The sequence below is a fragment of the Mycobacterium sp. genome (assembly GCF_035570115.1).
GTDB lineage: Bacteria > Actinomycetota > Actinomycetes > Mycobacteriales > Mycobacteriaceae > Mycobacterium.
Genome location: NZ_DATMLH010000240.1, coordinates 51,413 through 74,391 on the forward strand (window position 1 = coordinate 51,413; position 22,979 = coordinate 74,391).

The 22,979-nt window shown below is 65.2% G+C and carries 23 protein-coding genes and 1 pseudogene; 10 read left to right on the top strand and 14 right to left on the bottom strand.

The window, feature by feature from the left end; all coding sequences use genetic code 11:
• Positions 1 to 21 precede the first annotated feature (21 nt).
• Positions 22 to 1,254 carry an NADP-dependent isocitrate dehydrogenase gene (locus tag VNW74_RS21885; protein WP_325680683.1) on the top strand — a complete coding sequence of 411 codons (1,233 nt, stop codon included), beginning with the start codon at positions 22 to 24 and terminating at the stop codon, positions 1,252 to 1,254.
• Here VNW74_RS21885 and VNW74_RS21890 read toward each other — a convergent pair.
• A complete protein-coding gene (locus tag VNW74_RS21890; RefSeq protein WP_325680685.1) occupies positions 1,241 to 2,074 on the bottom strand; it encodes an alpha/beta hydrolase in 834 nt (277 codons plus the stop codon). The genes VNW74_RS21885 and VNW74_RS21890 overlap by 14 nt on opposite strands.
• 102 nt (positions 2,075 to 2,176) lie before the next feature.
• Between VNW74_RS21890 and trpS the strand changes: the two genes are divergently transcribed.
• The 3 genes from trpS to aqpZ all read left to right on the top strand — a co-directional run bounded on the left by trpS (position 2,177) and on the right by aqpZ (position 5,113).
• Positions 2,177 to 3,190, top strand: a complete 1,014-nt coding sequence (gene trpS / locus VNW74_RS21895; protein WP_325680687.1) for a tryptophan--tRNA ligase — start codon at positions 2,177 to 2,179, stop codon at positions 3,188 to 3,190.
• Between the two features lie 11 nt (positions 3,191 to 3,201).
• Positions 3,202 to 4,239: an inner membrane protein YhjD gene (gene yhjD, locus VNW74_RS21900; RefSeq protein ID WP_325680689.1), complete on the top strand. Its 1,038-nt coding sequence runs from the start codon at positions 3,202 to 3,204 to the stop codon at positions 4,237 to 4,239.
• A gap of 130 nt (positions 4,240 to 4,369) precedes the next feature.
• On the top strand, positions 4,370 to 5,113 hold the full coding sequence (gene aqpZ, locus VNW74_RS21905) for an aquaporin Z (RefSeq protein WP_325680691.1): 744 nt from the start codon (positions 4,370 to 4,372) through the stop codon (positions 5,111 to 5,113).
• On the opposite strand, the gene VNW74_RS21910 is transcribed toward aqpZ, so the two are convergent.
• Complete coding sequence (locus VNW74_RS21910) at positions 5,110 to 5,703, bottom strand: TetR/AcrR family transcriptional regulator (protein ID WP_325680693.1); 594 nt, start codon at positions 5,701 to 5,703, stop codon at positions 5,110 to 5,112. The genes aqpZ and VNW74_RS21910 overlap by 4 nt on opposite strands.
• Positions 5,704 to 5,803: 100 nt before the next feature.
• Here VNW74_RS21910 and VNW74_RS21915 point away from each other — a divergent pair, with 100 nt between their 5' ends.
• A complete protein-coding gene (locus VNW74_RS21915; RefSeq protein ID WP_325680695.1) occupies positions 5,804 to 6,343 on the top strand; it encodes an isoprenylcysteine carboxylmethyltransferase family protein in 540 nt (179 codons plus the stop codon).
• Positions 6,344 to 6,346: 3 nt separating this feature from the next.
• Here VNW74_RS21915 and nagA read toward each other — a convergent pair whose 3' ends face one another.
• The 4 genes from nagA to VNW74_RS21935 form a co-directional block, all read right to left on the bottom strand.
• Positions 6,347 to 7,483 carry an N-acetylglucosamine-6-phosphate deacetylase gene (nagA, locus tag VNW74_RS21920; protein WP_414686744.1) on the bottom strand — a complete coding sequence of 379 codons (1,137 nt, stop codon included), beginning with the start codon at positions 7,481 to 7,483 and terminating at the stop codon, positions 6,347 to 6,349.
• A 43-nt stretch (positions 7,484 to 7,526) separates the two neighbouring features.
• The gene (locus VNW74_RS21925; protein WP_325680697.1) at positions 7,527 to 8,762 is read right to left on the bottom strand and encodes a D-alanyl-D-alanine carboxypeptidase family protein; all 1,236 of its coding nucleotides are present in this window, start codon (positions 8,760 to 8,762) and stop codon (positions 7,527 to 7,529) included.
• 77 nt (positions 8,763 to 8,839) lie between these two features.
• Positions 8,840 to 9,829 (bottom strand): SMP-30/gluconolactonase/LRE family protein, encoded by a 990-nt coding sequence (locus VNW74_RS21930; RefSeq protein ID WP_325680699.1) that lies wholly within the window; start codon positions 9,827 to 9,829, stop codon positions 8,840 to 8,842.
• Positions 9,826 to 11,169, bottom strand: coding sequence for an aspartate aminotransferase family protein (locus tag VNW74_RS21935; RefSeq protein ID WP_325680701.1), 1,344 nt, complete (start codon positions 11,167 to 11,169; stop codon positions 9,826 to 9,828). The genes VNW74_RS21930 and VNW74_RS21935 overlap by 4 nt, the downstream gene beginning before the upstream one ends.
• Before the next feature lie 89 nt (positions 11,170 to 11,258).
• Here VNW74_RS21935 and VNW74_RS21940 point away from each other — a divergent pair, with 89 nt between their 5' ends.
• Positions 11,259 to 12,179: a sigma-70 family RNA polymerase sigma factor gene (locus VNW74_RS21940; protein ID WP_325680702.1), complete on the top strand. Its 921-nt coding sequence runs from the start codon at positions 11,259 to 11,261 to the stop codon at positions 12,177 to 12,179.
• Here the strand turns inward: VNW74_RS21940 and VNW74_RS21945 are convergent.
• The 4 genes and pseudogenes from VNW74_RS21945 to VNW74_RS21960 all read right to left on the bottom strand — a co-directional run.
• The gene (locus VNW74_RS21945) at positions 12,139 to 13,218 is read right to left on the bottom strand and encodes an alpha/beta hydrolase (RefSeq protein ID WP_325680704.1); all 1,080 of its coding nucleotides are present in this window, start codon (positions 13,216 to 13,218) and stop codon (positions 12,139 to 12,141) included. The two genes, VNW74_RS21940 and VNW74_RS21945, sit on opposite strands and share 41 nt — an antisense overlap.
• Positions 13,219 to 13,240: 22 nt before the next feature.
• Positions 13,241 to 13,816: a class I SAM-dependent methyltransferase gene (locus tag VNW74_RS21950; RefSeq protein WP_325680706.1), complete on the bottom strand. Its 576-nt coding sequence runs from the start codon at positions 13,814 to 13,816 to the stop codon at positions 13,241 to 13,243.
• Positions 13,817 to 13,863: 47 nt separating this feature from the next.
• The gene (locus tag VNW74_RS21955) at positions 13,864 to 14,628 is read right to left on the bottom strand and encodes a helix-turn-helix transcriptional regulator (RefSeq protein WP_325680708.1); all 765 of its coding nucleotides are present in this window, start codon (positions 14,626 to 14,628) and stop codon (positions 13,864 to 13,866) included.
• A 9-nt stretch (positions 14,629 to 14,637) separates the two neighbouring features.
• A pseudogene (locus VNW74_RS21960) lies at positions 14,638 to 15,288 on the bottom strand (carboxymuconolactone decarboxylase family protein); the annotation flags it as partial.
• Between the two features lie 400 nt (positions 15,289 to 15,688).
• On the opposite strand from VNW74_RS21960, the gene VNW74_RS21965 reads away from it, so the two are divergent.
• Positions 15,689 to 16,084 (top strand): hypothetical protein, encoded by a 396-nt coding sequence (locus VNW74_RS21965; RefSeq protein WP_325680710.1) that lies wholly within the window; start codon positions 15,689 to 15,691, stop codon positions 16,082 to 16,084.
• Positions 16,085 to 16,402: 318 nt separating this feature from the next.
• On the opposite strand, the gene VNW74_RS21970 is transcribed toward VNW74_RS21965, so the two are convergent.
• From VNW74_RS21970 to sdhC, 4 genes are all read right to left on the bottom strand, one after another.
• Entirely contained in the window at positions 16,403 to 17,197 is a 795-nt protein-coding gene (locus VNW74_RS21970) for a succinate dehydrogenase iron-sulfur subunit (RefSeq protein ID WP_325680712.1), read from the bottom strand.
• Positions 17,197 to 18,951: a succinate dehydrogenase flavoprotein subunit gene (gene sdhA / locus VNW74_RS21975; protein WP_325680714.1), complete on the bottom strand. Its 1,755-nt coding sequence runs from the start codon at positions 18,949 to 18,951 to the stop codon at positions 17,197 to 17,199. Before sdhA ends, VNW74_RS21970 begins: the two co-directional genes overlap by 1 nt.
• A 62-nt stretch (positions 18,952 to 19,013) precedes the next feature.
• Positions 19,014 to 19,481: a succinate dehydrogenase hydrophobic membrane anchor subunit gene (locus tag VNW74_RS21980; RefSeq protein ID WP_325680716.1), complete on the bottom strand. Its 468-nt coding sequence runs from the start codon at positions 19,479 to 19,481 to the stop codon at positions 19,014 to 19,016.
• On the bottom strand, positions 19,478 to 19,918 hold the full coding sequence (gene sdhC, locus VNW74_RS21985) for a succinate dehydrogenase, cytochrome b556 subunit (protein ID WP_325680718.1): 441 nt from the start codon (positions 19,916 to 19,918) through the stop codon (positions 19,478 to 19,480). Before sdhC ends, VNW74_RS21980 begins: the two co-directional genes overlap by 4 nt.
• Positions 19,919 to 20,120: 202 nt before the next feature.
• Between sdhC and VNW74_RS21990 the strand changes: the two genes are divergently transcribed.
• The 3 genes from VNW74_RS21990 to VNW74_RS22000 are packed head-to-tail and all read left to right on the top strand — an operon-like array spanning position 20,121 to position 22,902.
• Positions 20,121 to 20,507, top strand: a complete 387-nt coding sequence (locus VNW74_RS21990; RefSeq protein ID WP_325680740.1) for a cytidine deaminase — start codon at positions 20,121 to 20,123, stop codon at positions 20,505 to 20,507.
• 17 nt (positions 20,508 to 20,524) lie between these two features.
• Positions 20,525 to 21,814 (top strand): thymidine phosphorylase, encoded by a 1,290-nt coding sequence (locus VNW74_RS21995; RefSeq protein ID WP_325680720.1) that lies wholly within the window; start codon positions 20,525 to 20,527, stop codon positions 21,812 to 21,814.
• The gene (locus VNW74_RS22000) at positions 21,814 to 22,902 is read left to right on the top strand and encodes an adenosine deaminase (RefSeq protein ID WP_325680722.1); all 1,089 of its coding nucleotides are present in this window, start codon (positions 21,814 to 21,816) and stop codon (positions 22,900 to 22,902) included. The genes VNW74_RS21995 and VNW74_RS22000 overlap by 1 nt, the downstream gene beginning before the upstream one ends.
• Positions 22,903 to 22,979 lie beyond the last annotated feature (77 nt).

Sequence of the window (22,979 nt, forward strand, 5' to 3'; positions counted from 1 at the left end):
TGCCCCTTGTAGCCTGGGCGCATGTCCAGCGCACGAAAGATCAAAGTCAAAGGCACAGTCGTAGAGCTCGACGGCGACGAGATGACGCGGGTCATCTGGAAGTGGATCAAGGACCTGCTCATCTTTCCGCACCTCGACATCAAACTGGACTATTACGACCTGGGCATCGAACACCGCGACGCCACCGACGACCAGGTGACGATCGACTCGGCGTACGCCATCAAGAAGCACGGCGTCGGCGTCAAGTGCGCCACGATCACCCCCGACGAGGCCCGGGTCAAGGAGTTCAACCTCAAGACCATGTGGTCGTCGCCCAACGGAACCATCCGAAATATTCTGGGCGGCACAATCTTCCGTGAGCCGATCATGATCTCCAATGTGCCGCGGCTGGTCCCAGGGTGGAAGAAGCCGATTATCATCGGCCGCCACGCCTTTGGCGATCAGTACCGTGCGACGAACTTCAAGGTCGACCGGCCAGGGACCGTCACACTGACCTTCACGCCGGACGACGGCAGCGAGCCGATCGTGCAGAAGATGGTGTCCATCCCCGACGACGGCGGCGTCGTGATGGGGATGTACAACTTCAAGGATTCGATTCAGGATTTCGCCCGCACGTCGTTCGCCTACGCCCTCAAAGAGAACTACCCGTTGTATCTGTCGACGAAGAACACCATCCTCAAGGCCTACGACGGCATGTTCAAAGACGAGTTTCAGCGGATCTACGACGAGGAGTTCAAGGACAAGTTCGAAGCGGCCGGACTGACCTACGAGCACCGGCTGATCGACGACATGGTCGCCGCGTGCCTGAAGTGGGAGGGCGGCTATGTGTGGGCGTGCAAGAACTACGACGGCGACGTCCAGTCCGACGCGATCGCACAGGGATACGGCTCACTGGGTTTGATGACGTCGGTGCTGATGACCGCGGACGGCAAGACGGTCGAGGCCGAAGCCGCCCATGGCACCGTCACCCGGCATTTCCGGCAGTACCAGGAGGGCAAGCCCACCTCCACCAATCCGATCGCCTCGATCTTCGCCTGGACGCGCGGGCTAGAGCATCGCGGCAAGCTGGACGACACGCCCGAGGTGAGCGACTTCGCCCAGAAGGTGGAAGACGTCGTCGTCGCCACGGTCGAAGGCGGTCAGATGACCAAGGACCTGGCCTTGCTCATCGGCCCGGATCAGAGCTGGCAAACCAGCGAGGAGTTCCTCGGCGCGATCGCCGAGAACCTCAAGAAGGCGCTCAGCTCGAGCTGACGGCTCGGATCGGCGGCGTGTGTTCGTCGAGGAAGCTGGTGATCACTTCGGTGACTCGTCCCGGTGCCTCGAACATCGGAATGTGTCCGACTCCGTCGAGCTCGGTCACTCGCGTTCCAGCGGGAAGCTGGGCCTTGAAGTACTTGTGAGATCGCGGTGCGGGAAAGACCCGGTCTTTGCCGCAGATCACCAGGTGCGCGGGGACGGCGGTTTGCGCCAAGTCCAGGAGGCCGGGCAGCAGCAGCGATTTGACCATCAGTTGGAAGTAGGCGGGGCAGTGACCCGCGTCGTCGACGATTCCCTCGAGTTCACTGTCACTGACCCCGTCCGGCGATGCGCTGATCGGCAGCGTCGCGAGCCGACGACTGAACGGCAGCCGCAACGCGTGCGGCCCCGCCCACCGTGCCAATGCCCAGAAGGGCATCCCACTGACGAACTTGGCGATCACCTCGAACTTGGTCGGGGTCCAGCGGGTCCAGCCGCCGGCCGGCGCGATGCCGGTGACTGTGCGTGCCCGGCCGCGACGTTCCAGCTCGAAGGCCACCCAGCCGCCGAGAGAGTTGCCGACGATGTGGCAGGTATCCCAGCCCAGCTGGTCGAGTTGCCGCTCGACTTGGTCGGCCAGCACTGCCGAGCTCAGGAACCAGGTGCCGGCCCGCGGGCCACCGTTGTGGCCGGCCATTGTCGGGGCGAAGACCTCGTAGCGGCCGGTGCCGGCCAACTGCGGTGCCACCTTGTGCCACACCAGCTGCGATATCAGGAAGGGGTGCAGCAACAGGACGGGTTCGCCGGACCCGAGATGGATGGGGGCGCGTGTCATGGAGCCGACAGTAAGGTGCTACCACCGGTACCGCAAGCATTCGGAATGCGGGCCGGCATCCGCGTGAAAAGATCGAGCCATCATGAGGGGAGAGTGGCGCCTATGAATACTGGACCCCGCCGGGTCTTTTCCGGCGTGCAGCCCACCTCCGATTCCATGCACCTCGGAAATGCGTTGGGCGCGGTGACCCAGTGGGCCCAGTTACAGGACGACTACGACGCGTTCTTCTGCGTCGTCGACCTGCACGCCATCACCATCCCGCAGGATCCCGAAGTGCTTCGCCGCCGCACCCTGATCACCGCCGCGCAGTATCTGGCGTTGGGTATCGACCCCGGCCGCAGCACCATCTTCGTGCAGAGCCACGTCGCTGCGCATACTCAGCTGGCATGGGTGCTGGGCTGCTTCACCGGGTTCGGCCAGGCCTCGCGAATGACGCAGTTCAAAGACAAATCGACGCGGCAGGGCAGCGACGCCACCACTGTGGGCCTGTTCACCTACCCGGTGCTGCAGGCCGCCGACGTACTGGCCTACGACGCCGAACTGGTACCGGTCGGTGAAGACCAACGTCAGCATCTGGAGCTGGCGCGCGATGTCGCGCAGCGGTTCAACAGCCGGTTCCCGGACACGTTCGTGGTTCCCGACCTACTCATCCCGAAGATGACCGCCAAGATCTACGATCTGCAAGACCCGTCGTCGAAGATGAGTAAGTCGGCCGCGACCGATGCCGGGCTGATCAGTCTGCTCGACGCTCCGGCGCTGTCCGCCAAGAAGATTCGCTCCGCGGTAACCGACAGCGAACGTGAGATCCGGTACGACCCGGACGCCAAACCCGGTGTGTCGAATCTGCTGAGCATTCAGTCCGCGGTTACCGGTGTTGACGTCGATGGCCTGGTACAGCGCTATGCCGGGCACGGCTACGGCGATCTGAAGAAGGACACTGCCGAGGCCGTCGTGGAATTCGTGACTCCGATCAAAGCCAGGGTCGACGAATTCCTCGCGGACCCAGCCGAATTGGAGGGTGTGCTGGCCGTCGGAGCGGCGCGGGCCGAGGATGTGGCCGCAAAAACGGTCGACCGGGTCTACGACCGACTCGGGTTCCTGCCGAAACGTCCTTAGCGGGTGCGGTAATGAGCGAGCCGGCCAAACCAGGAATCCTGGATCGGCTGCGGGCGCGGTTCGGATGGTTCGACCACGCGATGCGGGCCAACGACCGATACGACGAATCCAAGGGCAACTTCTTCGCGGCCGGACTGACGTACTACACGATCTTCGCGTTGTTCCCTTTGCTGATGGTCAGTTTCAGCGTCGGTGGATTCATCCTGTCGCGTCAGCCCCACGTGCTGACCGGGATCGACAACAAGGTCAGGTCCGCGGTGCCGGGCGCGCTGGGGCAGCAAGTGGTCGACCTGATGAATTCGGCGATCGATTCACGGGCCTCGGTCGGCTTCATCGGTCTGATCGCCGCGGCATGGGTCGGCCTGAACTGGATGGCCAATCTTCGGGTGGCGCTGAGCGAAATGTGGCAACAGAACGACGAGTCGCCCGGATTCATTGGATTCATCCGCACAAAGTTTTCCGACCTGGTGGCGATGGTTTCGTCGTTTGTCGCGATCCTCGCCACGCTCGCGCTCAGTGCCCTCGTTGCTGCGGTGCCAATGGACAAGGTATTGGGGTGGGTGGGTATTCACAACGCGCCAGTGCTGGACGCAGTCCTTCTCGGCGTGTCGATGCTGATTTCATTGCTGGTGTCTTGGTCGGTATTCAGCTGGATGATCGCCCGATTGCCCAGAGAGCCAGTCAACTTCGCCAGCTCGATAAAGGCGGGTCTGATTGCGGCAATCGGCTTCGAGCTGTTCAAGGTGGTTGCGTCGATCTACCTGATGTCCGTGCTGCGCAGCCCGGCTGGCGCCGCATTCGGGCCGGTGCTGGGCCTGATGGTGTTCGCCTACATCACCATGCGGTTGCTTCTGTTCGCTACCGCGTGGGCGGCGACGTCGACGGAAAACCTGGTCGAGGCGCCGGTGGAGGCGCCTGAGCCAGCGATCATCGCGCCCAGGGTGCAGGTGAACGACGGTCTTAGTGCGCGGCAGGCATTGACCGCTGCGGCGGTGGGTGCCGTTGGAGCACTTGGTCTTTCCCGACTGGTCCGACGGAGTAAAGGATAGCTTTCCGGCAAAGCACCCTATAGCGATCGTTGCTTTCCCGAAACAATTTGGCTACGACGGGGTGCTTTGGCGCAAAACCGTGTCACCCTCATGGGCACGAATAGTTGCTCTACGCAAAGGCGGGTAGGCGATGTCGGAACCAAACCTGTTCCACAAACTGGCAGCGGAAACGATCGGCACCTTCTGGCTGGTGCTCGGCGGCTGCGGCAGCGCGATTTTCTCGGCGAAGGTTCACGCCGGCCACTACCCGCTGGGTATTGGCTATCTTGGCGTGGCATTGGCCTTCGGTCTGACCGTATTGGTCGGCGTGTACGCATTCGGCACGATCTCCGGCGGACATTTCAACCCCGCTGTCACGCTGGGGGCCGCGTTTGCTCGCCGCGTGGAATGGAAAGTGCTGCCCGCGTATTGGATTGTTCAGGTGATCGGCGGGCTGCTCGCGGCGGTGGTGATCTACTACATCGCGATGGGCAAGGCCGGCTTCAGTGCCACCGGGAACATGGCGGCCAACGGTTACGGCGAACACTCACCCGGTCATTACTCACTCGGCGCGGTGATTCTCGCCGAGATCGTCCTGACGGCGATGTTCCTGTTCGTCATCCTCGGCTCGACCGACGCCCGGGCGCCGAAAGGCTTTGCCGGCTTGGCGATCGGGCTGACACTGACCGGCATCCACCTGGTCGCCATTCCGATCTCCAACACGTCGGTCAACCCGGCCCGCTCCACCGCCGTGGCATTCTTCAACGGCAACGGCGCTCCCGCGCAACTGTGGGTGTTCTGGCTTGCGCCGCTCATCGGCGGGGCGATCGCCGGCATCGCCTACCCCTTCTTGTTCGGCCGGGCTGAGGAGACCGCCGACGGCGGCGCCGTCTAGTCGCCGGTCAGGTAGCGCTGCACCGTCGGCCCAATCCGGGCGACCAGGTCCTCGACAGCGGTTGACGCGATCGGCTCGAGCTTGAGTTGGTAACGCGCGAACGCCAATCCGGCTAGGTGGCTGGCCACCAGCTCAACACGCAACTCGGCATCGGTGACTCCGAACTCCGCGGCGATCCGCTGGGCAACCGGTCCAGCGATGGCGTCGTGCAGCACCTGTCGAGCCTGCGGTTGGATAGCCGCCGACCGCCACAGCGTCAGGAACGGCTCGAAGACACCGCCTTCGTCCCAGTGCTCGAGGAAGCGGCGCACCAGTCGCTCCCCGACCTGGTCGGGACCCTCGTCGAGCAGGGTGGCCAACTGGTGCAGCGGGTGCTCGGGACCGGTCAGCGTCGATGCGCTGAACAAGCCTTCCTTGCTGCCGAAGAAGTAATAAACCATCGCAACATCCACTCCGGCGTCCGCGGCAATCGCGCGGACAGCGGCTCGTTCGTACCCGTCGCGCATGAAACGTTCGCGTGCGGCGTCGATGATCCGCTGCCGGCTCTGCTGGCCGGTCCGCCACCGACCGGGACGCCGGGCCTCTGACATGCACAGCAGCATACTTCAACGCACGTTGACGTTAGGTCATCTGGCGGCGTACGGTTGTTCTTCAACGGGAGTTGAAGTATCAGAAAGGAAGGGGCTCGCGATGGTTGCGGAAACGCGTGGACGACGGCTGTGGTGGCGGCATCTGATCTCGGTTCTGATCGCCCCGGTCACCATGACGCTGGTGATACCGGCGCAGATCGTCGACTGGGCCCACGTGCGTATGCCGGATCTGGGCTCACCGCTGAATGCCGGACTGGTGACGGTCGGCGGCCTGCTGATCGCCGGCGGGCTGGGCCTGCTCATCTGGACCGTGTTGCTGTTCGACCGAGAGGGCAAGGGAACGCTTGGCGTGGGCACGCTGCTCGGAGAACCGGTCCACCTCGTCGTACAGGGCCCATACCGGCATGTGCGCAACCCGATGATCAGCGGCGTGCTGGCCATCCTGCTCGGCGAGGCGGCCGTCGCGGCGTCGGGTTGGCTGCTGCTATGGTTTGCGATGTTCTTCGCGTGCCTTGCGACTTTCATCAGGTTCTGGGAAGAACCTCACCTCGCTCAGCGCTACGGCAGCGAGTACGTCAACTACCGGGAAAACGTCCCGGCCTGGAGGCCTCGAGTCTCGGCTTGGACGCCGAGCGCATAAGAGCTAGCGCTCCGCTTGCCATTCGCCGTCGGCCATGACGTCGGCGACCTGTAGGTCCCGATCCAGCACAACAAGATTGGCATCGGCACCGGCGCGCAAAGCACCGACATTGTCCAGGCCCAGCGCCCGGGCAGGGGTCGTAGAGGTCATCTGCACTGCGGCGGCCAGTGCCGTGTCCCGGTCCGAGCCGAGGCCGGCCGCGGTGCGGAAGAGCTGATCCATCGTCGCCGTGCTGCCGGCGATCGTCGAGGTCCCACGCACACGTGCCACCCGCTCCACAACATCGATCTGCACTGCCCCTAGCTGGAATTCGCCATCGCCCAATCCCGCCGCCGCGGTGGCGTCGGTGACCAACGCCACCCGGTCCGCTCCCGCCGCCTCGATGACCGCTCGCAGCATTGCGGGGTGGACGTGCACGCCGTCCGCGATCAACTCGACGGTCACCCGGGCATCCTCCAACAACGCGAGCGCAGGGCCGGGCTCGCGGTGGTGCACTGGGCGCATCGCGTTGAATAAGTGGGTGCCTACCGTCGCGCCCAGCTCGACGGCACGACGGGTCTGCTCGTACGTCGCCTCCGTATGACCAACGGCGACAATTACTCCGGCGTCGACGAAGCGGGTGATCGCGTCGTTGCTTGCGGCGCGTTCCGGCGCCAGGGTCACCATCCGGATTGCGCCCTCGCCTGCGGCCAGCAGCGCGTCGATCTCAGCAGGGGCCGGGTCGCGCAGCTGCGTGGGATCGTGCGCCCCGCAGCGCGTCGGGCTGAGCCACGGCCCCTCCAGATGAATACCGGCGACGGTGCCCGCGCGGGTCGACTCGGCGAGCACAGCCACCGCCCTGAGCAGATCGGTGGGTGACGCCGTGACCAGACTCGCCAGCGTGGTGGTCGTGCCATGCCGGCGGTGAAACCTCGCCGCGCGCAGGATATCTGCGTCGTTGGCGTCGGTGTATGACGCGCCGCCGCCACCGTGCGCATGCATATCGACAAAACCCGGCACTACCAGCGTGTGGGGCATGTCGACGTCGGCGGGCCGGGGTGGCAGACCGGACCCGCAGTCCACGATCCGCGGGCCCGACGTTTCCAACCAGCCCGGTCGGCAGATGCCCTGCTCCAGTATCACAGTGCCCGCGGCGATCAGCGTGCCGATGCCGGACAGCGGGGGGCCGCTCACGGTCGTGAGCTTAGTTCTGCGGCCGGCGATTCATCGAGCGAGCGGCCAGGATCAACCCGAACACGATGACGGTGCCGATCACCGCCACGCCGACCCGTACCGGCAGCGCGTCGGCGGGCGGCACGATTGCGGCAGCGCTCGCGGCGGCGCCCGGAACGGCGTCGCCGCCGGCCGATGTCTTGAGTGCTGCCACCAATGACGGGTCGGGTTCGATCAGTGTTCCCACCCGGGTGCCCGGGGCGGTCGCGAAGCCGTAATCCAGCAGATGCGCGGCCTGCTGCCAAGGCGCAATCGGCTGACGGGTGCCGTGCAACAGCACCGCCATCAGCCGGCGCCCGTCCCGGTTAGCGGCGCCCACGAACGTCTGGCCCGCGTCGTCGGTGTAGCCGGTCTTGCCGCCTAGCGCCCCCGGATAGTGGTAAAGCAGCTGGTTGTCGTTTTCCAGCTGATAGCCGGGGCGGTCGGCGTGCCCAGGGAAATCGAACGTCCGCGTGTTGACGATGTCAGCGAAAGTTGGGTTTTCCCAAGCGTATCGGTAGAACAGCCCGATGTCGTACGCCGACGTGCTCATGCCGGGGCCGTCCAGCCCCGAGGGCGTTGCGGCGCGGGTGTCGCGACCGCCGAGCTTGCCGGCCAGCATGTTGATCTTCTCCAGTGAGACCGGCATGCCGCCCAGCTGCATGGCCAGCGCATGCGCGGCGTCGTTGCCGGAGTGCATCAACAACCCATGCAGCAACTGGTTGACGGTGTAGGTGCCACCCGGGGCAACGCCGACCCGGGTGCCCTCCGCAGCGGCATCTTCAGGCGTGCCGTCGACGGTCTTGTTGAGGTTGAGCTCGCCCAGCGATGCCATCGCTACGAGCACCTTGATGACACTGGCCGGGCGGTGGCGGCCATGCGGGTCGCGGGCGGCGATGATCGCGCCGCTGTCCAGATCGGCTACCACCCAAGCCTCGGCGGAGATGTCGTTGGGCACCGGTGGGGTGTCGGCTGCGGTGACCACACCGCAGCCGCCCAGCGCGTTACCGCCGATCGGCGACGCAGGAACCGGCAGCGGAAGGGGTGGATCGCCCGCCTGCGGTACTTCTGACGAGTCCACCGCCGGCGGGGTCGCCACCTTGTACGGGCACGTGTCGTGTGCGGGACTGGGCTCGGCGATCGCGATCGGCATGCCCGCCACGGCGGGTGCCGTGACCAGGAAAGCCGCCGCTGCCAGGCATGACGCATCGCGTAAGAAAGGTCGCAAATGAGGCATCGTGTGTGCAGAGTAGGCGATCAGCGGCCCGATTCCTGGAAGCCGCGCTGTGACTGGTGTTGCAGAAGTTACAAATCCAGGTAACAGATCGTCGGGCCACCGATGCGGCCCAGCCAGAGCCGGCCGGGCGTTTCCACCACTCCCGTTGCCAGGCCGAAGGCCGGATGCTGGGCGCGAAGCTGGGTTACGACGTGGCCGTCGTCGGGGTCGAATGCGACCACCCACACCGTCGGCTTCGGGTTCGGCAGCCACCGGTAGGGCAGTCGCCATAACAGCGAGCGGATGACCGGCGCGCGCGGACCCAGCCCCTCGCTGAGCCGGTTTCGTTCCGAGACAATGGCGACCCAGATCCTGCCGTCGTGACCCGTCGCGATGTTGTCGGGGTAACCCGGCAGATCGCTGACCAGTGCGGTGATCGAGCCCGCCCGGCTTCCGGTGAGCCAGTATTTGGACAGCCGGCAGCCGGTCGTCTCGGCGAATACCAAGGCCGACTCGTCGGTGGTCAGCGTGACGCCGTTGGCGAAGTGCAGACCTGACGCGAGCACGGTCACCGCACCGTCGGGATCACGCCGGAACAGCGAGCCGGTGGGCCGTCCCTCGACTACTGCGCCCTTGTAGTACTCGTAGTGAAAGCGGCTCGTCGACTCGGTGAAAAAGATTGTGCCGTCTGAGGATTCGACGACGTTGGAGCAGAACGTCAACGCTCGCCCGGCCACCTCGGCGACCAACGTTTCCAGCGTCCCGCTGCCGGGGTCGTATCGCAGCAGGCCGCGGTGACTGTCGCAGATCAGCAGCCGCCCGTCGCGGGCGACCGCCAAGCCGAGCGGTCGCCCGCCGGTGTTGACCATCACCTGCGTCGAGGCGCCGTCGGGGGTGATCCGGATGATGCGTCCGTCCTCGACACCGGTCCAGATGTTCCCTTCGGCATCGGCGACGACATCCTCCGGCGCGTTGCCGGGTAGCGGCAGCACGTGCAGCGTCGCCACCAGGTCGGGATCGGGTAGCGGCCGTGAGGGCGGTGGTTGCCACCGGATCGGGTCGATCTTCGGTTTGGTCACAGGCGACTCCCGACATCCGTCAGCACACTGCGCAGGATGGCTTCGATGGTGTCGAACTCGGTTTGGCCGCTGATCAGCGGTGGCGCCAACTGGATGACGGAGTCGCCGCGGTCGTCGGTGCGGCAATACAGCCCGGCCTGGAAGAGGGCCGACGACACGTGACCGAGCAGCGAGCGGCGCTCGGTGTCGGTGAAGATTTGCTTGGTCGCCTTGTCCTTGACCAGTTCCACGCCGTAGAAGAACCCCTCGCCGCGCACATCGCCGACAATGGGCAAGTCGTACAGCTTTTCCAGGGTGGCGCGGAAGCTGGGCGCGTGGTTCTTGACGTGGTCGTTGAGCCCCTCACGCTCGAAGATGTCGAGGTTGGCCAAACCGACGGCGGCCGACACCGGGTGGCCGCCAAATGTATAGCCGTGCGCGAACATCGTGCTGCCGTCGTTGAACGGCTCAAACAACCGCTCGCTGGCGATCATGGCGCCGATCGGCGAGTAGCCCGACGTCATCCCCTTGGCGCAGGTGATCATGTCGGGCACGTAGCCGAAGTCGTCACAGGCGAACATGGACCCGATCCGGCCGAACGCGCAAATCACCTCGTCGGAGACCAGCAGCACGTCGTAGGTGTCGCAGATCTCCCGTACCCGTTCGAAATAGCCTGGGGGAGGGGGGATGCTGCCGCCGGCGTTCTGCACCGGTTCCAGGAACACCGCGGCCACGCTCTCGGGTCCTTCGAACTCGATCGCCTCGGCGATCCGGTCCGCGGCCCACTGTCCGAAGGCTTTGATGTCGGTGTGCTGACCTGCTCTGAAAAGCTCGGGTGCGCGGTAGAAGTTCGTGTTAGGCACCCGGAAGCCACCGGGCGTCACCGGCTCGAACGGTGCCTTGAACCGGGGCAGCCCGGTAATCGCCAGGGCGCCGTGGGTGGTGCCGTGGTAGGCGATCGACCGCGAAATCACTTTGTGCTTACCGGGTTTACCGGTCAGCTTGAAGTACTGCTTGGCCACTTTCCAGGCGGTTTCGACGGCCTCGGTGCCGCCGGTGGTGAAGAACACCCGGCTCAGGTCGCCGGGAGCGTAACTCGCCAGGCGCTCGGCGAGCTCGATCGCGGTTGGGGTGGCGTACCCCCACAGCGGGAAGAATGCCAGGGTGCTCGCCTGCCGGGCAGCCACCTCGGCCAGTTCGGTGCGGCCGTGGCCGACCTGCACAGTGAACAGACCGGACAGCCCGTCGAGGTAGCTTTTGCCGCGGTCGTCCCAGATCGTCACGCCTTCGCCCCGCGTGATGATCGGCGGCGTGATGCCCGGGCCGTGCCGGGCGAAGTGCAGCCAGAGGTTGTCGGTCATCTCGTTCGCGAGCGTAGCGCTAGGCTCGATGGCCCGGTTCCTCACTCGCGCCGTTCCGGCGCTCGCCGTCACCGCGCTAGGCTCGGGCCATGACCTCCACGCAGGTCACCGAGTTCGAGGCACTGAGGCCGCATCTGATGGCGGTGGCCTACCGGGTGACCGGAACGGTGGCCGACGCCGAGGACATCGTCCAGGAAGCCTGGCTGCGCTGGAATCGACATGACAGCGCGATCACCGACCTACGGGCCTGGCTGACGACGGTGGTCAGCAGGCTCGGGCTGGATAGGTTGCGATCGGCGGCACATCGCCGCGAAACCTACACCGGCCACTGGCTGCCCGAACCCGTGGTCACCGGATTCGACGACACTGATCCGCTGTCTAGCGTCGTAGCCCGCGAGGATGCCCGCTTCGCGGCGATGGTGGTGCTGGAACGGCTCAGCGCCGATCAGCGGGTTGCGTTCGTGCTGCACGACGGCTTCAGCGTGCCGTTCGCGGAAGTGGCCGACGTGCTGGGCATCAGCGAAGCCGCCGCCCGACAGTTGGCCTCGCGGGCCCGCAAAGCCCTGGGGAGGAAAGCCGCGGAGCCGGCACCACCACCCGATCCCAACCACAACGAGGTAGTCGGCAAACTGATGGCCGCCATGGCCATCGGCGATCTTGACGCGGTGGTGGCGTTGTTGCACCCCGACGTGACCCTGACCGGCGACGCGAATGGCAAGACGTCGACGGCGGTTCAGGTCATCCACGGGCCGGACAAGGTGGCCCGGTTCATGTTCGGCCTGATCCGCCGGTACGGCCCGGCGTTCTTCACTGCGAACCAGCTGGCGTTGATCAACGGCGAACTGGGTTCCTACACCGCGGGTTTCGCCGGCACCGACGGGTATCGAGGCATGGCGCCGCGGATAACCGCGATGACAGTGCGGGACGGAAAGGTCTGCGCGATATGGGATATCGCCAACCCCGACAAGTTCACCGGCTCTCCGCTGCGTGGTTCGCGTTTAGGTGCGTAGGGGCCAGGCCGAGTCGCAGTGCTTCAGCGGCTTCGCTGGCGGCCTCGGCGAACCGCCCTCCGATGCCGACAAAGTTGAGGTATGCGTGAGGCAGGTCGGCTTGGCGGCTCAGTGATACCGGCACCCCGCCGGCCCGCAGTTTGTCAGCGTATTCCTCGCCCTCGTCGCGGAGCGGATCGAAACCGGCGCTGGCGATATATGCGGGTGGCAAATCGGCGAGGTCGCCGTGCAGCGGTGACAGTCGCGGATCACGCAGATCGGTTCCCGCCGGTATGTAGTTGGCCATTACCCATTGGAGATTCCGCTCGGTGAAGGTGGAGCACTCGGCGAAGAGATCACGCGATGGCCGACGCGTGCTGAGATCCGTTGGGGGATACAGCAGAAGCTGAAACGCCGGGACCGCGCCGCCTCGCTGCACCGCTTGTCGCGCGGTAACGGTCGCGAGGTTGCCGCCGGCGCTGTCACCGCCGACCGCGATGCGGTCTGGGTCGACACGGAGATCGGCGGCGTGGTGGTGCGCAAATTCGAACGCGGCGATCGCGTCCTGCACGGGAGCCGGGAACGGGTGCTCCGGCGCGCGTCGGTACTCGACGGAGAGCACCCGCACACCGGCGTTGCTTGCCAGATAACGGGCGACCGGGTCGTGGCTAACGCGTGAGCCGACGGTGAAGCCGCCGCCGTGGAAGTACACCAGCAGGCCCGAGGGCTCGGGCAGGTCCGCGGGTGTGTAGAGGGTGGTTGGGATGTCGCCGTGCTCGGCGGGGATCGCGATCTCCCGCGTCGCGACAGGTACCGGCGGTTTATACCCGATGATGCCCGGAAGCCCGTCATATCGCGCTCGGGCCTCTTCCACGGTCCCGGCGAAAACATCAGAGCCCGAACGGTTTTTGAGGGCGAGGGCGAGCTGTGCGTCGAGGTCTAGTTCTTGTCCGTCGATTCGTATCGGTGGCCCTGCGATCAACCGGCGAACCGGCTTGGGCAACCCGAAGATGCCGCGGAATGCTGCGGCCCGAGCGCGGATACCTAATGGTGTTGACATGACATGTGCTCCTTTCGCGATGTCAGTTCTTGTGCGCGACGAATCGCATGACGTGGCCGAGAAGGCGGGACTGGAGGCTGATGGTCAGCCCGTTGCGCGCGCACTCGTCCTGGAAGTCGTCGGGCGCGATCAGCCGATGCGGCGAGCCGTCCAAACGGTGAAACAGACTGGCCAGCGGTGTGCGGGTTAGGTCATAGCCAACGAAGGTTCCGCCGGGTCGCAACACACGTGTCACTTCGGCGACCGCGCGTTCCCAGTCGATGATGTGATGCAGCATCAGGCAGCTGACGACGGAGTCGAACGATTCGCCGGGGAACGGTAGCGCGGTCGCGTCGGCCGTCTTCGTCGAAGCGTTGGGGAATTCACGCAGCCGCGTGGCGGCCGCATTCACCATGAGCGGGTCGATATCTATTGCCGTCCAGCCAAGTTCGGGATTGGTGGAGAGCAGCTGCTTGGCAACAGATCCACTGCCGGCGCCGATTTCCAGAATGTCGCGACCTAGTCGTTGGGCGCGGAGTTCACCCGCGATGGTCGCGCTGCTGGAACGCCACACGGCGCCGCAGCAGAAGGCACGTTCAAAGGATGACATCTCGGGCATGCCTTCAAGCGTGAGCTAACCCGGACGGGGTCGCTTGTATGGATCCGTCAGATCTGAGTTTCGCGAACCGCTTGCGCGAATTCGTGCGGCGCCGCCCCGGTCATCTCCCAGCACACCTTGTTGGCGTGCGACCCGTCGGCAAACCCGGCCAGGTGCGCGGCGTCGGTGACGGAGCGACCGTCAATGAGGTGGCCCACGGCGGTCACCAGCCGCTCCCAACGGATGGTGGCCGAGAACGAGATACCGGTTTGCTGTTTGCACAGTCGCCCGAGGTAATCCGGTGATAGCGCAACGGCGCCAGCGACCGAAGCCACATCGACATGGTCCGGCACGCGGCTCGACACGACTTCGATCGCTTGCCGTAGCTGCGGGTGAACCGATCGCGGGCCGCCAGAGCATCGGCCTTTCATCCGGCAAAGCTCATCGACGAGGAAATCAGCCGCGGCCTGCGGGCCGTTTGCGGCCAGCGACGTGGCTGTTGCCTCGGCCAGTTCCGCTCCGCCATCGACGATCCAAATACCACGATGCTGACCGCGGTGACGGGCCAACGCGTTCAGCGCTATGCCTTGTGGTGTCTGTAGCCCGAAGTACAGCGTCAAACCGGCGGATTCCGAATCTGACCGCACGGCATGGCGCGCTCCGCTGCCGACCACAACCAACCGGCATACGTCGTGGACGTCGCCGTCTCGGGTAACGGTCAAACGACCCCGTCCACCGACGGTGACTTGAACCGCGGGGTGATGGTGGACGGCGAGATCGGAGAACACGCCGGCAACCATGAGCCGACCCGGCCCCAGCTCCCAGACCTGCATGCCGCCACTCTAGCGCTGCGCTGCGGATTCGCCCGCCTCGCTGGGCCCGGTACTCCATGGAACGCGGCAACTGTCACCGGAATTGAAGCCCTGCTCGGTGATGCCCAGCGCGGAATTCATCCGGGCGCGCATGTTCTCCACCCCGATCTGATAGGTCAGCTCGACCACGCCGTCGTCACCGAAGCGACCCCGCAGGTCGGCTACCTGCTCGTCGGTGACGCTGTGTGGGTCGGTGGTCATCGCGTGCGCATACGCGATGCCGGCCCGCTCGTCGTCGGTGAAACGCGGCGAAGTGGCGTAGTTGTCGATGTCTTCGAGGCGCTCGATGTCCAAGCCGTCGAGGCGCTGCAGCATTGACCCGAAGTCGACGCACCACGAGCAGCCGACGGTGCGCGCAGTCCAAAACACCGCCAGCTCGCGCACGTTGACCGGCAGCTTGCGTGCGGCCGATTGCAACATGGTCTCGTGGACGGCGTTGGCGACCAGCAGCCGAGGGTGCTGCGCGACCACCGCGAAAGGCTCGGGGACCTCGCCGAAGCGCCGCTTGGCGTACCGGTACATGACGCGGATGAGCCAGTTGGCCCGTTCCAGAGGCAGCGGTTCGATGCGGGTTTTCTGTGTCATATCAGTCAGACGGCGCAGCCGCCCACAATGTGACGTGGTTTGTCGAGTGTCGCTCAAGCGCTCACGAGCGCTCGGCGACCAGCGGCCGCTTCCGAAGTTGCTGCGGCTGTTACTGATTGTCGGGCGCCCAAGAAGCTGCTTGGGAATTCGAGTAGTGGATTACTCCAGGCGCCCGGCCATGCCGGCCTTAGATTTGGCGCGAGCGACGAAGACTCAAAGGGGGCTAGCAGCCCCGGTGTGCTGGCCGAATGGAACGTTCGCCGGAGCGGTGACGGTCCTGATGTGTTCGCACACGCTACCCCCGCACCTTTCCAACCTGGTATCGCAGACGGCCCGTCGCATCGGCGCAGCATTACGGCAACCCTGACCTAGATCGAGGGCGCGGTCCGATGGCCGGACCGACCCCTTGCACATATCCGTGCGCCGAGTATGCGATTTGAGAAGCCCTATCGCGATCGGATCGGTGGTCGAAGTCTCGGCACGGGGCCGGCTCGACGAAGGTGCTCTGGAGGAACCCATGGCCGCCGCCAAAGCTGACAACCCCAACAGAGGTGAATCACCGACCGCCCCGACCATCACCGCCACCCGTGGCGGCGTGGTCATCGGCGTCGACTTCCTGCCCGATCACGTCGTGGCCGTCAAAATCACCCGGCCCGGGGAGGACGTCAGCGACTACCTCACCTACACCACCGACCGTAACGGCCACCTCTACGCGGAGTTGCCCACCGCCGTGGCAGGGACGCTGTGCATCGCTGTCACCGACAATCGCCCCGATCCGGACGGTGAGTGCAGCCGGCTCTGGAGCAACACCTTCAGCGTTGGTGTTAGCTAACCGCTTTCACGTCGGGCGCGCCCGCTTCCCCCAGCTGAGCGACGCGGATCCGTGGCCCGGCGCGGACCGGTCAGGCGGCTGGCGTCATCCGATTCGCGCGCCAGCTGACGTTGGTCACGTACTCGCGCACTGGTCGCTCCGGCGCCTTTGTCGGTGGCTGACTCAGGCTTGCATTGGTCTGGTACCGGCGGGGCTTCACGCTGGGCGTGGTTGCGCGTGTGGCGCGATCTTCCGCGTATTGCTGGCCGAACTGCATAACGTAGTGAACGTCACTGTATATTAGCTTATTCCCAGCTGTGGAGAGCCTAGGCAATCGACTCAGCGGGTGAACATCAACGCGCGTTTGACCTCTTGAACGGCCTTGGTCACCTCGATGCCCCGCGGGCAGGACTCGGTGCAGTTGAACGTGGTGCGGCAGCGCCACACCCCGTCGACCTCGTTGAGGATGTCGAGGCGCTCGGCAGCGGCCTCGTCGCGGCTGTCGAAGATGAACCGGTGCGCGTTGACGATGGCCGCCGGGCCGAAGTAGCTGCCCTCATTCCAGAACACCGGGCAGCTGGTGGTGCAGCACGCGCACAGGATGCACTTGGTGGTGTCGTCGTAGCGCGCGCGATCGGTTTGGCTTTGGATCCGCTCTCGCGTCGGGGGGTTACCGCTGGTGATCAGGTACGGCTTCACCGCGCGGTAGGCGTCGAAGAACGGCTCCATGTCGACGACAAGGTCCTTTTCCACCGGCAGCCCGCGGATCGGCTCGATCGTGATGGTCAGCTGCTTGCGGGGCTTGCTCGGAAGCAGGTCGCGCATCAGCACTTTGCAGGCCAGCCGGTTCACACCGTTGATCCGCATCGCGTCGGAGCCGCAGACTCCGTGAGCGCAGGACCGCCGAAAGGTCAGTGTGCCGTCGAGGTAGCTCTTGACGTAGATCAGCAGATTGAGCATCCGGTCGCTGGGCAGGCATGGCACCCGAAAACTTTGCCAGCCACCGGAATCGGCGTACTGGTCGGGGTTTTCCGGATTGAACCGGGCGATCCTCAACGTCACCATCACCGAGCCCTCGGGGATCGCCGGCAACGGTGGATCCGCGCCTTGCACGCTCTCGACAACCGAACTCATCAGTACTTCCGTTCCATTGGCTCGTAACGGGTTTGGACTACGGGTTTGAAATCCAACCGAATGTCGCTGAGCAAGTCGCCGCCCTGCTTGTAGGCCATGGTGTGACGCATGTAGTTGACGTCATCACGGTTGGGATAGTCTTCGCGAGCATGCCCGCCACGGGATTCCTTGCGGTTCAAAGCGCCGACCACGGTGACTTCGGCCAGCTCGAGCAGAAAACCCAGCTCGATGGCTTCCAGCAAGTCACTGTTGAAGCGCTTTCCTTTATCGTGCACGAAGATTCGGGAATAGCGCTCCTTGAGCGCGTGGATGTCGGTGAGTGCCTGTTTGAGGGTCTCCTCGGTGCGGAACACCGCGGCGTTGTTGTCCATCGTCTGCTGTAGCGCCCCGCGGATGTCGGCGACGCGTTCGTTGCCGTGTTCCGACAAAATATCGGCAACCCAGCCGACCACCATCGCGGACGGTTCCGATGGCAACTCGACGAAGTCGTGACCCATGGCGTAATTGGCCGCGGCGATTCCGGCGCGTCGGCCGAATACGTTGATATCCAGCAGCGAGTTGGTGCCCAACCGGTTGGCGCCATGTACCGACACGCACGCACACTCTCCGGCCGCGTACAGGCCCGGGACGGTGGATGTGTTGTCCCGCAACACTTGTCCGGTGATGGTCGTCGGGATGCCGCCCATCACGTAATGGCAGGTCGGGTAGACCGGGACCAGCTCCTTCACCGGATCCACGCCCAGGTAGGTGCGCGCGAACTCGGTGATGTCGGGCAGCTTCGCCTCCAGGACGTCCGCGCCGAGGTGGCGGACGTCGATGTAGACGTAGTCCTTGTGCGGGCCGGCGCCGCGGCCCTCCAGCACTTCGAGCACCATCGATCGCGCGACGATGTCACGGGGCGCCAGGTCGACGATCGTCGGCGCGTAGCGCTCCATGAATCGCTCGCCTTCGCCGTTGAGCAGCCGACCACCCTCACCGCGAACGGCTTCGGAAATCAAGATGCCCAGCCCCGCCAGCCCAGTTGGGTGGAACTGGTGAAACTCCATGTCTTCCAACGGGAGTCCCTTGCGGAAGACGATTCCTATGCCGTCGCCGGTGAGGGTGTGCGCGTTGGACGTCGTCTTGTACATCCGGCCCGACCCTCCGGTGGCGATCACGACGGCCTTCGCGTGGAAGACGTGGATCTCGCCGGTGGCAAGCTCGTAGGCGACCACACCGGTGGCGACCGGACCGCTCGGGGTCTGGGTGAGCACCAGGTCGAGCACATAGAATTCGTTGAAGAACTCGACGTCGTGCTTGACGCAGTTCTGGTACAGGGTCTGCAGGATCATGTGGCCGGTGCGGTCGGCGGCGTAACAGGCGCGGCGTACCGGGGCCTTGCCGTGGTCGCGAGTGTGCCCGCCGAAGCGGCGCTGGTCGATGCGGCCCTCCGGGGTGCGGTTGAACGGCATCCCCATTTTCTCCAGGTCCAGCACCGCGTCGATGGCTTCCTTGCACATGATCTCCACCGCGTCCTGGTCGGCGAGATAGTCGCCGCCCTTGACGGTGTCGAAGGTGTGCCATTCCCAGTTATCGTCTTCGACGTTGGCCAGCGCGGCGCACATGCCGCCCTGGGCAGCGCCGGTATGGCTGCGGGTCGGGTAGAGCTTGGTGAGCACCGCCGTGCGCACCCGGGGTCCGGCCTCAACGGCCGCCCGCATTCCGGCACCGCCCGCGCCGACGATCACCACGTCGTATCGGTGTTGGGAGATCACGGCCGCCGCCGACGATGCAGAGCCAAGCGATGAGGAGGAGGTGGCGTAAACACATTCGCCTTTCACGAAATGTTCGGGTTGAACGTCAGCAGCACGTAGGTCCCCAGCACCAGAGTGAAGACCATCGACAACGCCAGCAGGGCATTAAGCCAGAAGCGGGTGGAATCCTTGCGGCTGTAGTCGTCGATGATGGTGCGCAGACCGTTGCCACCGTGCAGCTGCGCCAGCCACAGCAGCAGCAGGTCCCAGGTCTGCCAGAACGGTGAGTGCCAGCGTTGCGCCACATAGTTGAAGTCGATGCGGTAGACACCGTTGTCCCACATCAGCATCACGAACAAGTGCCCGAGCGCTAAGAACACCAGCACGACGCCGGAAAACCGCATGAACAGCCAGGCGTATTTCTCGAAGTTGGGCATGCCGGCCCGCCGGCGGGGCGCGCGCGGATTGTCCAGGCTTGCCGGACGGTCGTGGCTGCGCTGCCGCACCGGCGCGAGCTGGCCGCGGCCCAGTTGAAGGTCGGGGGAGCTCATCCGAACCGTCCCATCATGTGGATGCCCACCACCACCGTCGCCGGAACCATGACCACCAACCAGATGACCGCGATCGCCCACAGCATCGCCCGCTGATAGCGGGTGCCTCGTGCCCAGAAGTCGATCAAGATGACGCGGATCCCGTTGAGCGCGTGATAAAGCACCGCGGCCACCAGGCCGAGCTCCATCAGACCCACGATCGGAGTCTTGTAGGTCGAGATGACTTCGTCGTAGGTCTGCGGGCTTACCCGCACCAGCGCGGTGTCGAGCACATGCACGAACAGGAAGAAGAAGATGGTCGCCCCGGTGATGCGGTGCAGCACCCATGACCACATACCCGGATCGCCGCGGTAGAGGGTTCGTCGTAGGCGCCGTCCGCGCGACGATCCGTCCCGCGGTGTCGGCGTGGCCGGATTCGCAGATGTCGCCGTCGTCATCAGCGCCTCCCGTATCGATGGAGACCGTCGTGTGGGACCGTCGGGAGCGACTCTAAACCCATTTGTACCGATGAATGGTCCGGTTCGTGTCCGCCAACGCTTTTCGGTGTGAAGAATCTAGGGTGACCTTGTGAATTAGCCGACAGTGAATGAGGTGGCCCGATGCGTTCCCAACCAGCGTGGTATCGCGACCGTGACCGACATAATTGACTGGAAGCTGCTGCGGGACAAGGCTATCCAAGCAGCGCGTGGGGCGTACGCACCTTACTCGCGGTTTCCGGTGGGTGCGGCGGCGTTGGTCGAAGATCGGCGGATAGTCACCGGCTGCAATGTGGAGAATGTCTCATATGGCCTGGGTCTCTGCGCCGAGTGCGCCGTGGTGTGCGCGCTGCATTCGAGCGGCGGCGGCCGGCTGCTCGCACTGGCGTGCGTCGACGGGGCCGGCTCGCCGCTGATGCCGTGCGGCCGGTGTCGTCAGGTATTGCTCGAACACGGCGGCCCGGACCTGCTCATCGACCATCCCGACGCGCCGCGGCGGCTCGGCGACTTGCTGCCCGAGCCGTTCGGTCCCGAGGATCTCGCCCGGTGAGAGCAGGAGCGTCGCACGTGAGGTTCGACGCGCCGACGGTCATCGCGACCAAACGCGACGGCGGTCGGCTGTCGGACGCCGCCATCGACTGGGTCATTGACGCATACACCACCGGGCGGATCGCCGACGAACAGATGTCGGCCTTGTTGATGGCCATTTTCTTGCAGGGCATGGACTACACCGAGATCACGCGATGGACGGCGGCGATGGTGGCCTCCGGTGAGCGGATGGATTTCACCGATTTGCGGCGCGACGGCCATCGGCTGCGGACCGTGGACAAACACTCCACCGGCGGGGTCGGAGACAAGATCACGCTGCCGCTGGTGTCGGTGGTCGCGGCCTGCGGTGGCGCGGTGCCGCAGGCCTCCGGCCGCGGACTCGGCCATACCGGCGGCACCCTGGACAAGTTGGAATCCATCGCTGGCTTCACCGCGGATCTAACGAATAGCCAAGTACGCCAACAACTTTACGAGGTCGGCGCGGCCATCTTCGCGGCAGGCCGGTTGGCGCCCGCCGACGCGAAGCTCTACGCGCTGCGCGATATCACGGCCACCGTCGAGTCGCTGCCGTTGATCGCGAGTTCGGTGATGAGCAAAAAGATCGCCGAAGGTGCGAGCGCGCTGGTGCTCGACGTCAAGGTCGGTACCGGCGCATTGCTGCGGTCGGAATCGCAGTGCCGTGAGCTGGCCGAGACCATGGTGGCACTGGGCGCAGAGCATGGATTGCCGGCCTGCGCGGTGTTGACCGACATGAACGCTCCGTTGGGCGCGGCCGCCGGTAACGCACTTGAAGTCGCCGAAGCGCTGGACGTACTGGCCGGCGGCGGACCGCCCGATGTGGTGGAGCTGACCCTGGCGCTGGCCGGCGAGATGCTCCAGATCGCGGGCATCGATGAGAGGGATCCGGCACAGACGCTGCGCGACGGTAGCGCGATGGATCGATTCCGCGCGCTGGTCGCCGCGCAGGGCGGTGACTTGTCCATACCGTTGCCGGTTGGTAAGTACTCCGAAACCGTGACCGCCGGTCGGAGCGGCAGAATGGGCGATATCGACGCGATGGCAGTGGGGCTGGCGGTGTGGCGGCTCGGAGCGGGCAGGTCTCGCCCGGGTGAGGTGGTGCAATCCGGCGCCGGGATCCGGATCCACCGCCGTCCCGGGGAGCCAGTGGCCGTCGGCGAACCGCTGTTCACGCTGTACACGGACACCCCGGAACGCTTCGAGCCCGCGCTGGCCGAGTTGGACGCAGGCTGGAGCGTCGTCGACACGCAACCCGTCCCGCGACCGCTGATCATCGATCGGATCACCTGATGACGACGCCCCTGACTTTCGAGACGATCACACAAGCGCCGAAGGCGCTGTTGCACGATCACCTCGATGGCGGGCTGCGCCCGGCGACGGTGATCGACATCGCCGGCCAGACCGGCTATGACGGCTTGCCCGCCACCGAGGTCGATGAACTGACGCGCTGGTTTCAAACCTCGTCGCACAGCGGATCGCTGGAGCGCTACCTCGAGCCGTTCTCGCACACCGTCGCGGTGATGCAGACGCCCGAGTCGCTGCACCGAGTCGCCTACGAATGCGTGGAAGATCTGTCCGCTGACTCGGTGGTGTATGCCGAGGTGCGCTTCGCCCCGGAATTACACATCGGTCGGGGACTCTCATTCGACGCCGTCGTCGACGCGGTGCTGGCGGGTTTCGCCGATGGGGAAAAGGCGGCCGCAGCCGCTGGGCGACCTATCGTCGTGCGGTGTCTGGTTACCGCGATGCGGCACGCCGCGCTGTCGCGCGAAATCGCCGAGCTGGCGATCCGATTCCGCGACAAGGGCGTGGTCGGATTCGACATCGCCGGCGCGGAGGCCGGCTACCCGCCCACCCGGCACCTGGACGCTTTCGAGTACATGCGAAATAACAACGCCCGCTTCACAATTCATGCCGGTGAAGCGTTCGGACTGCCGTCGATTCATGAGGCGATCGCGTTCTGCGGTGCCGACCGGCTGGGCCACGGGGTGCGGATCGTCGACGACATCGACGTCGCCGAGGACGGCACGGTGCGACTGGGCCGATTGGCATCGATATTGCGGGACAAGCGGATTCCGTTGGAGCTGTGCCCCAGCTCCAACGTCCAGACCGGTGCGGTCGACAGCATCGCCGAGCACCCGTTCGACCTATTGGCGCGGGCCCGGTTCCGGGTCACCGTCAACACCGACAACCGGCTGATGAGCGATACGACGATGAGCCGCGAAATGTTGCTTCTCGTTGACGCGTTCGGTTACGGCTGGAGTGATCTCGCACGGTTCACCATCAATGCGATGAAGTCGGCGTTCATTCCCTTCGACGAGCGGCTCGCGATCATCGATGAAGTCATCAAACCGCGCTTCGCCGTGCTGATTGGCTAGCCGGCACCCGGCCGCACCCAAGGCGACGTATCCCCGAGCACCCTACGCAGGGTCTTCGCGAATTCGACTGGCTGCCC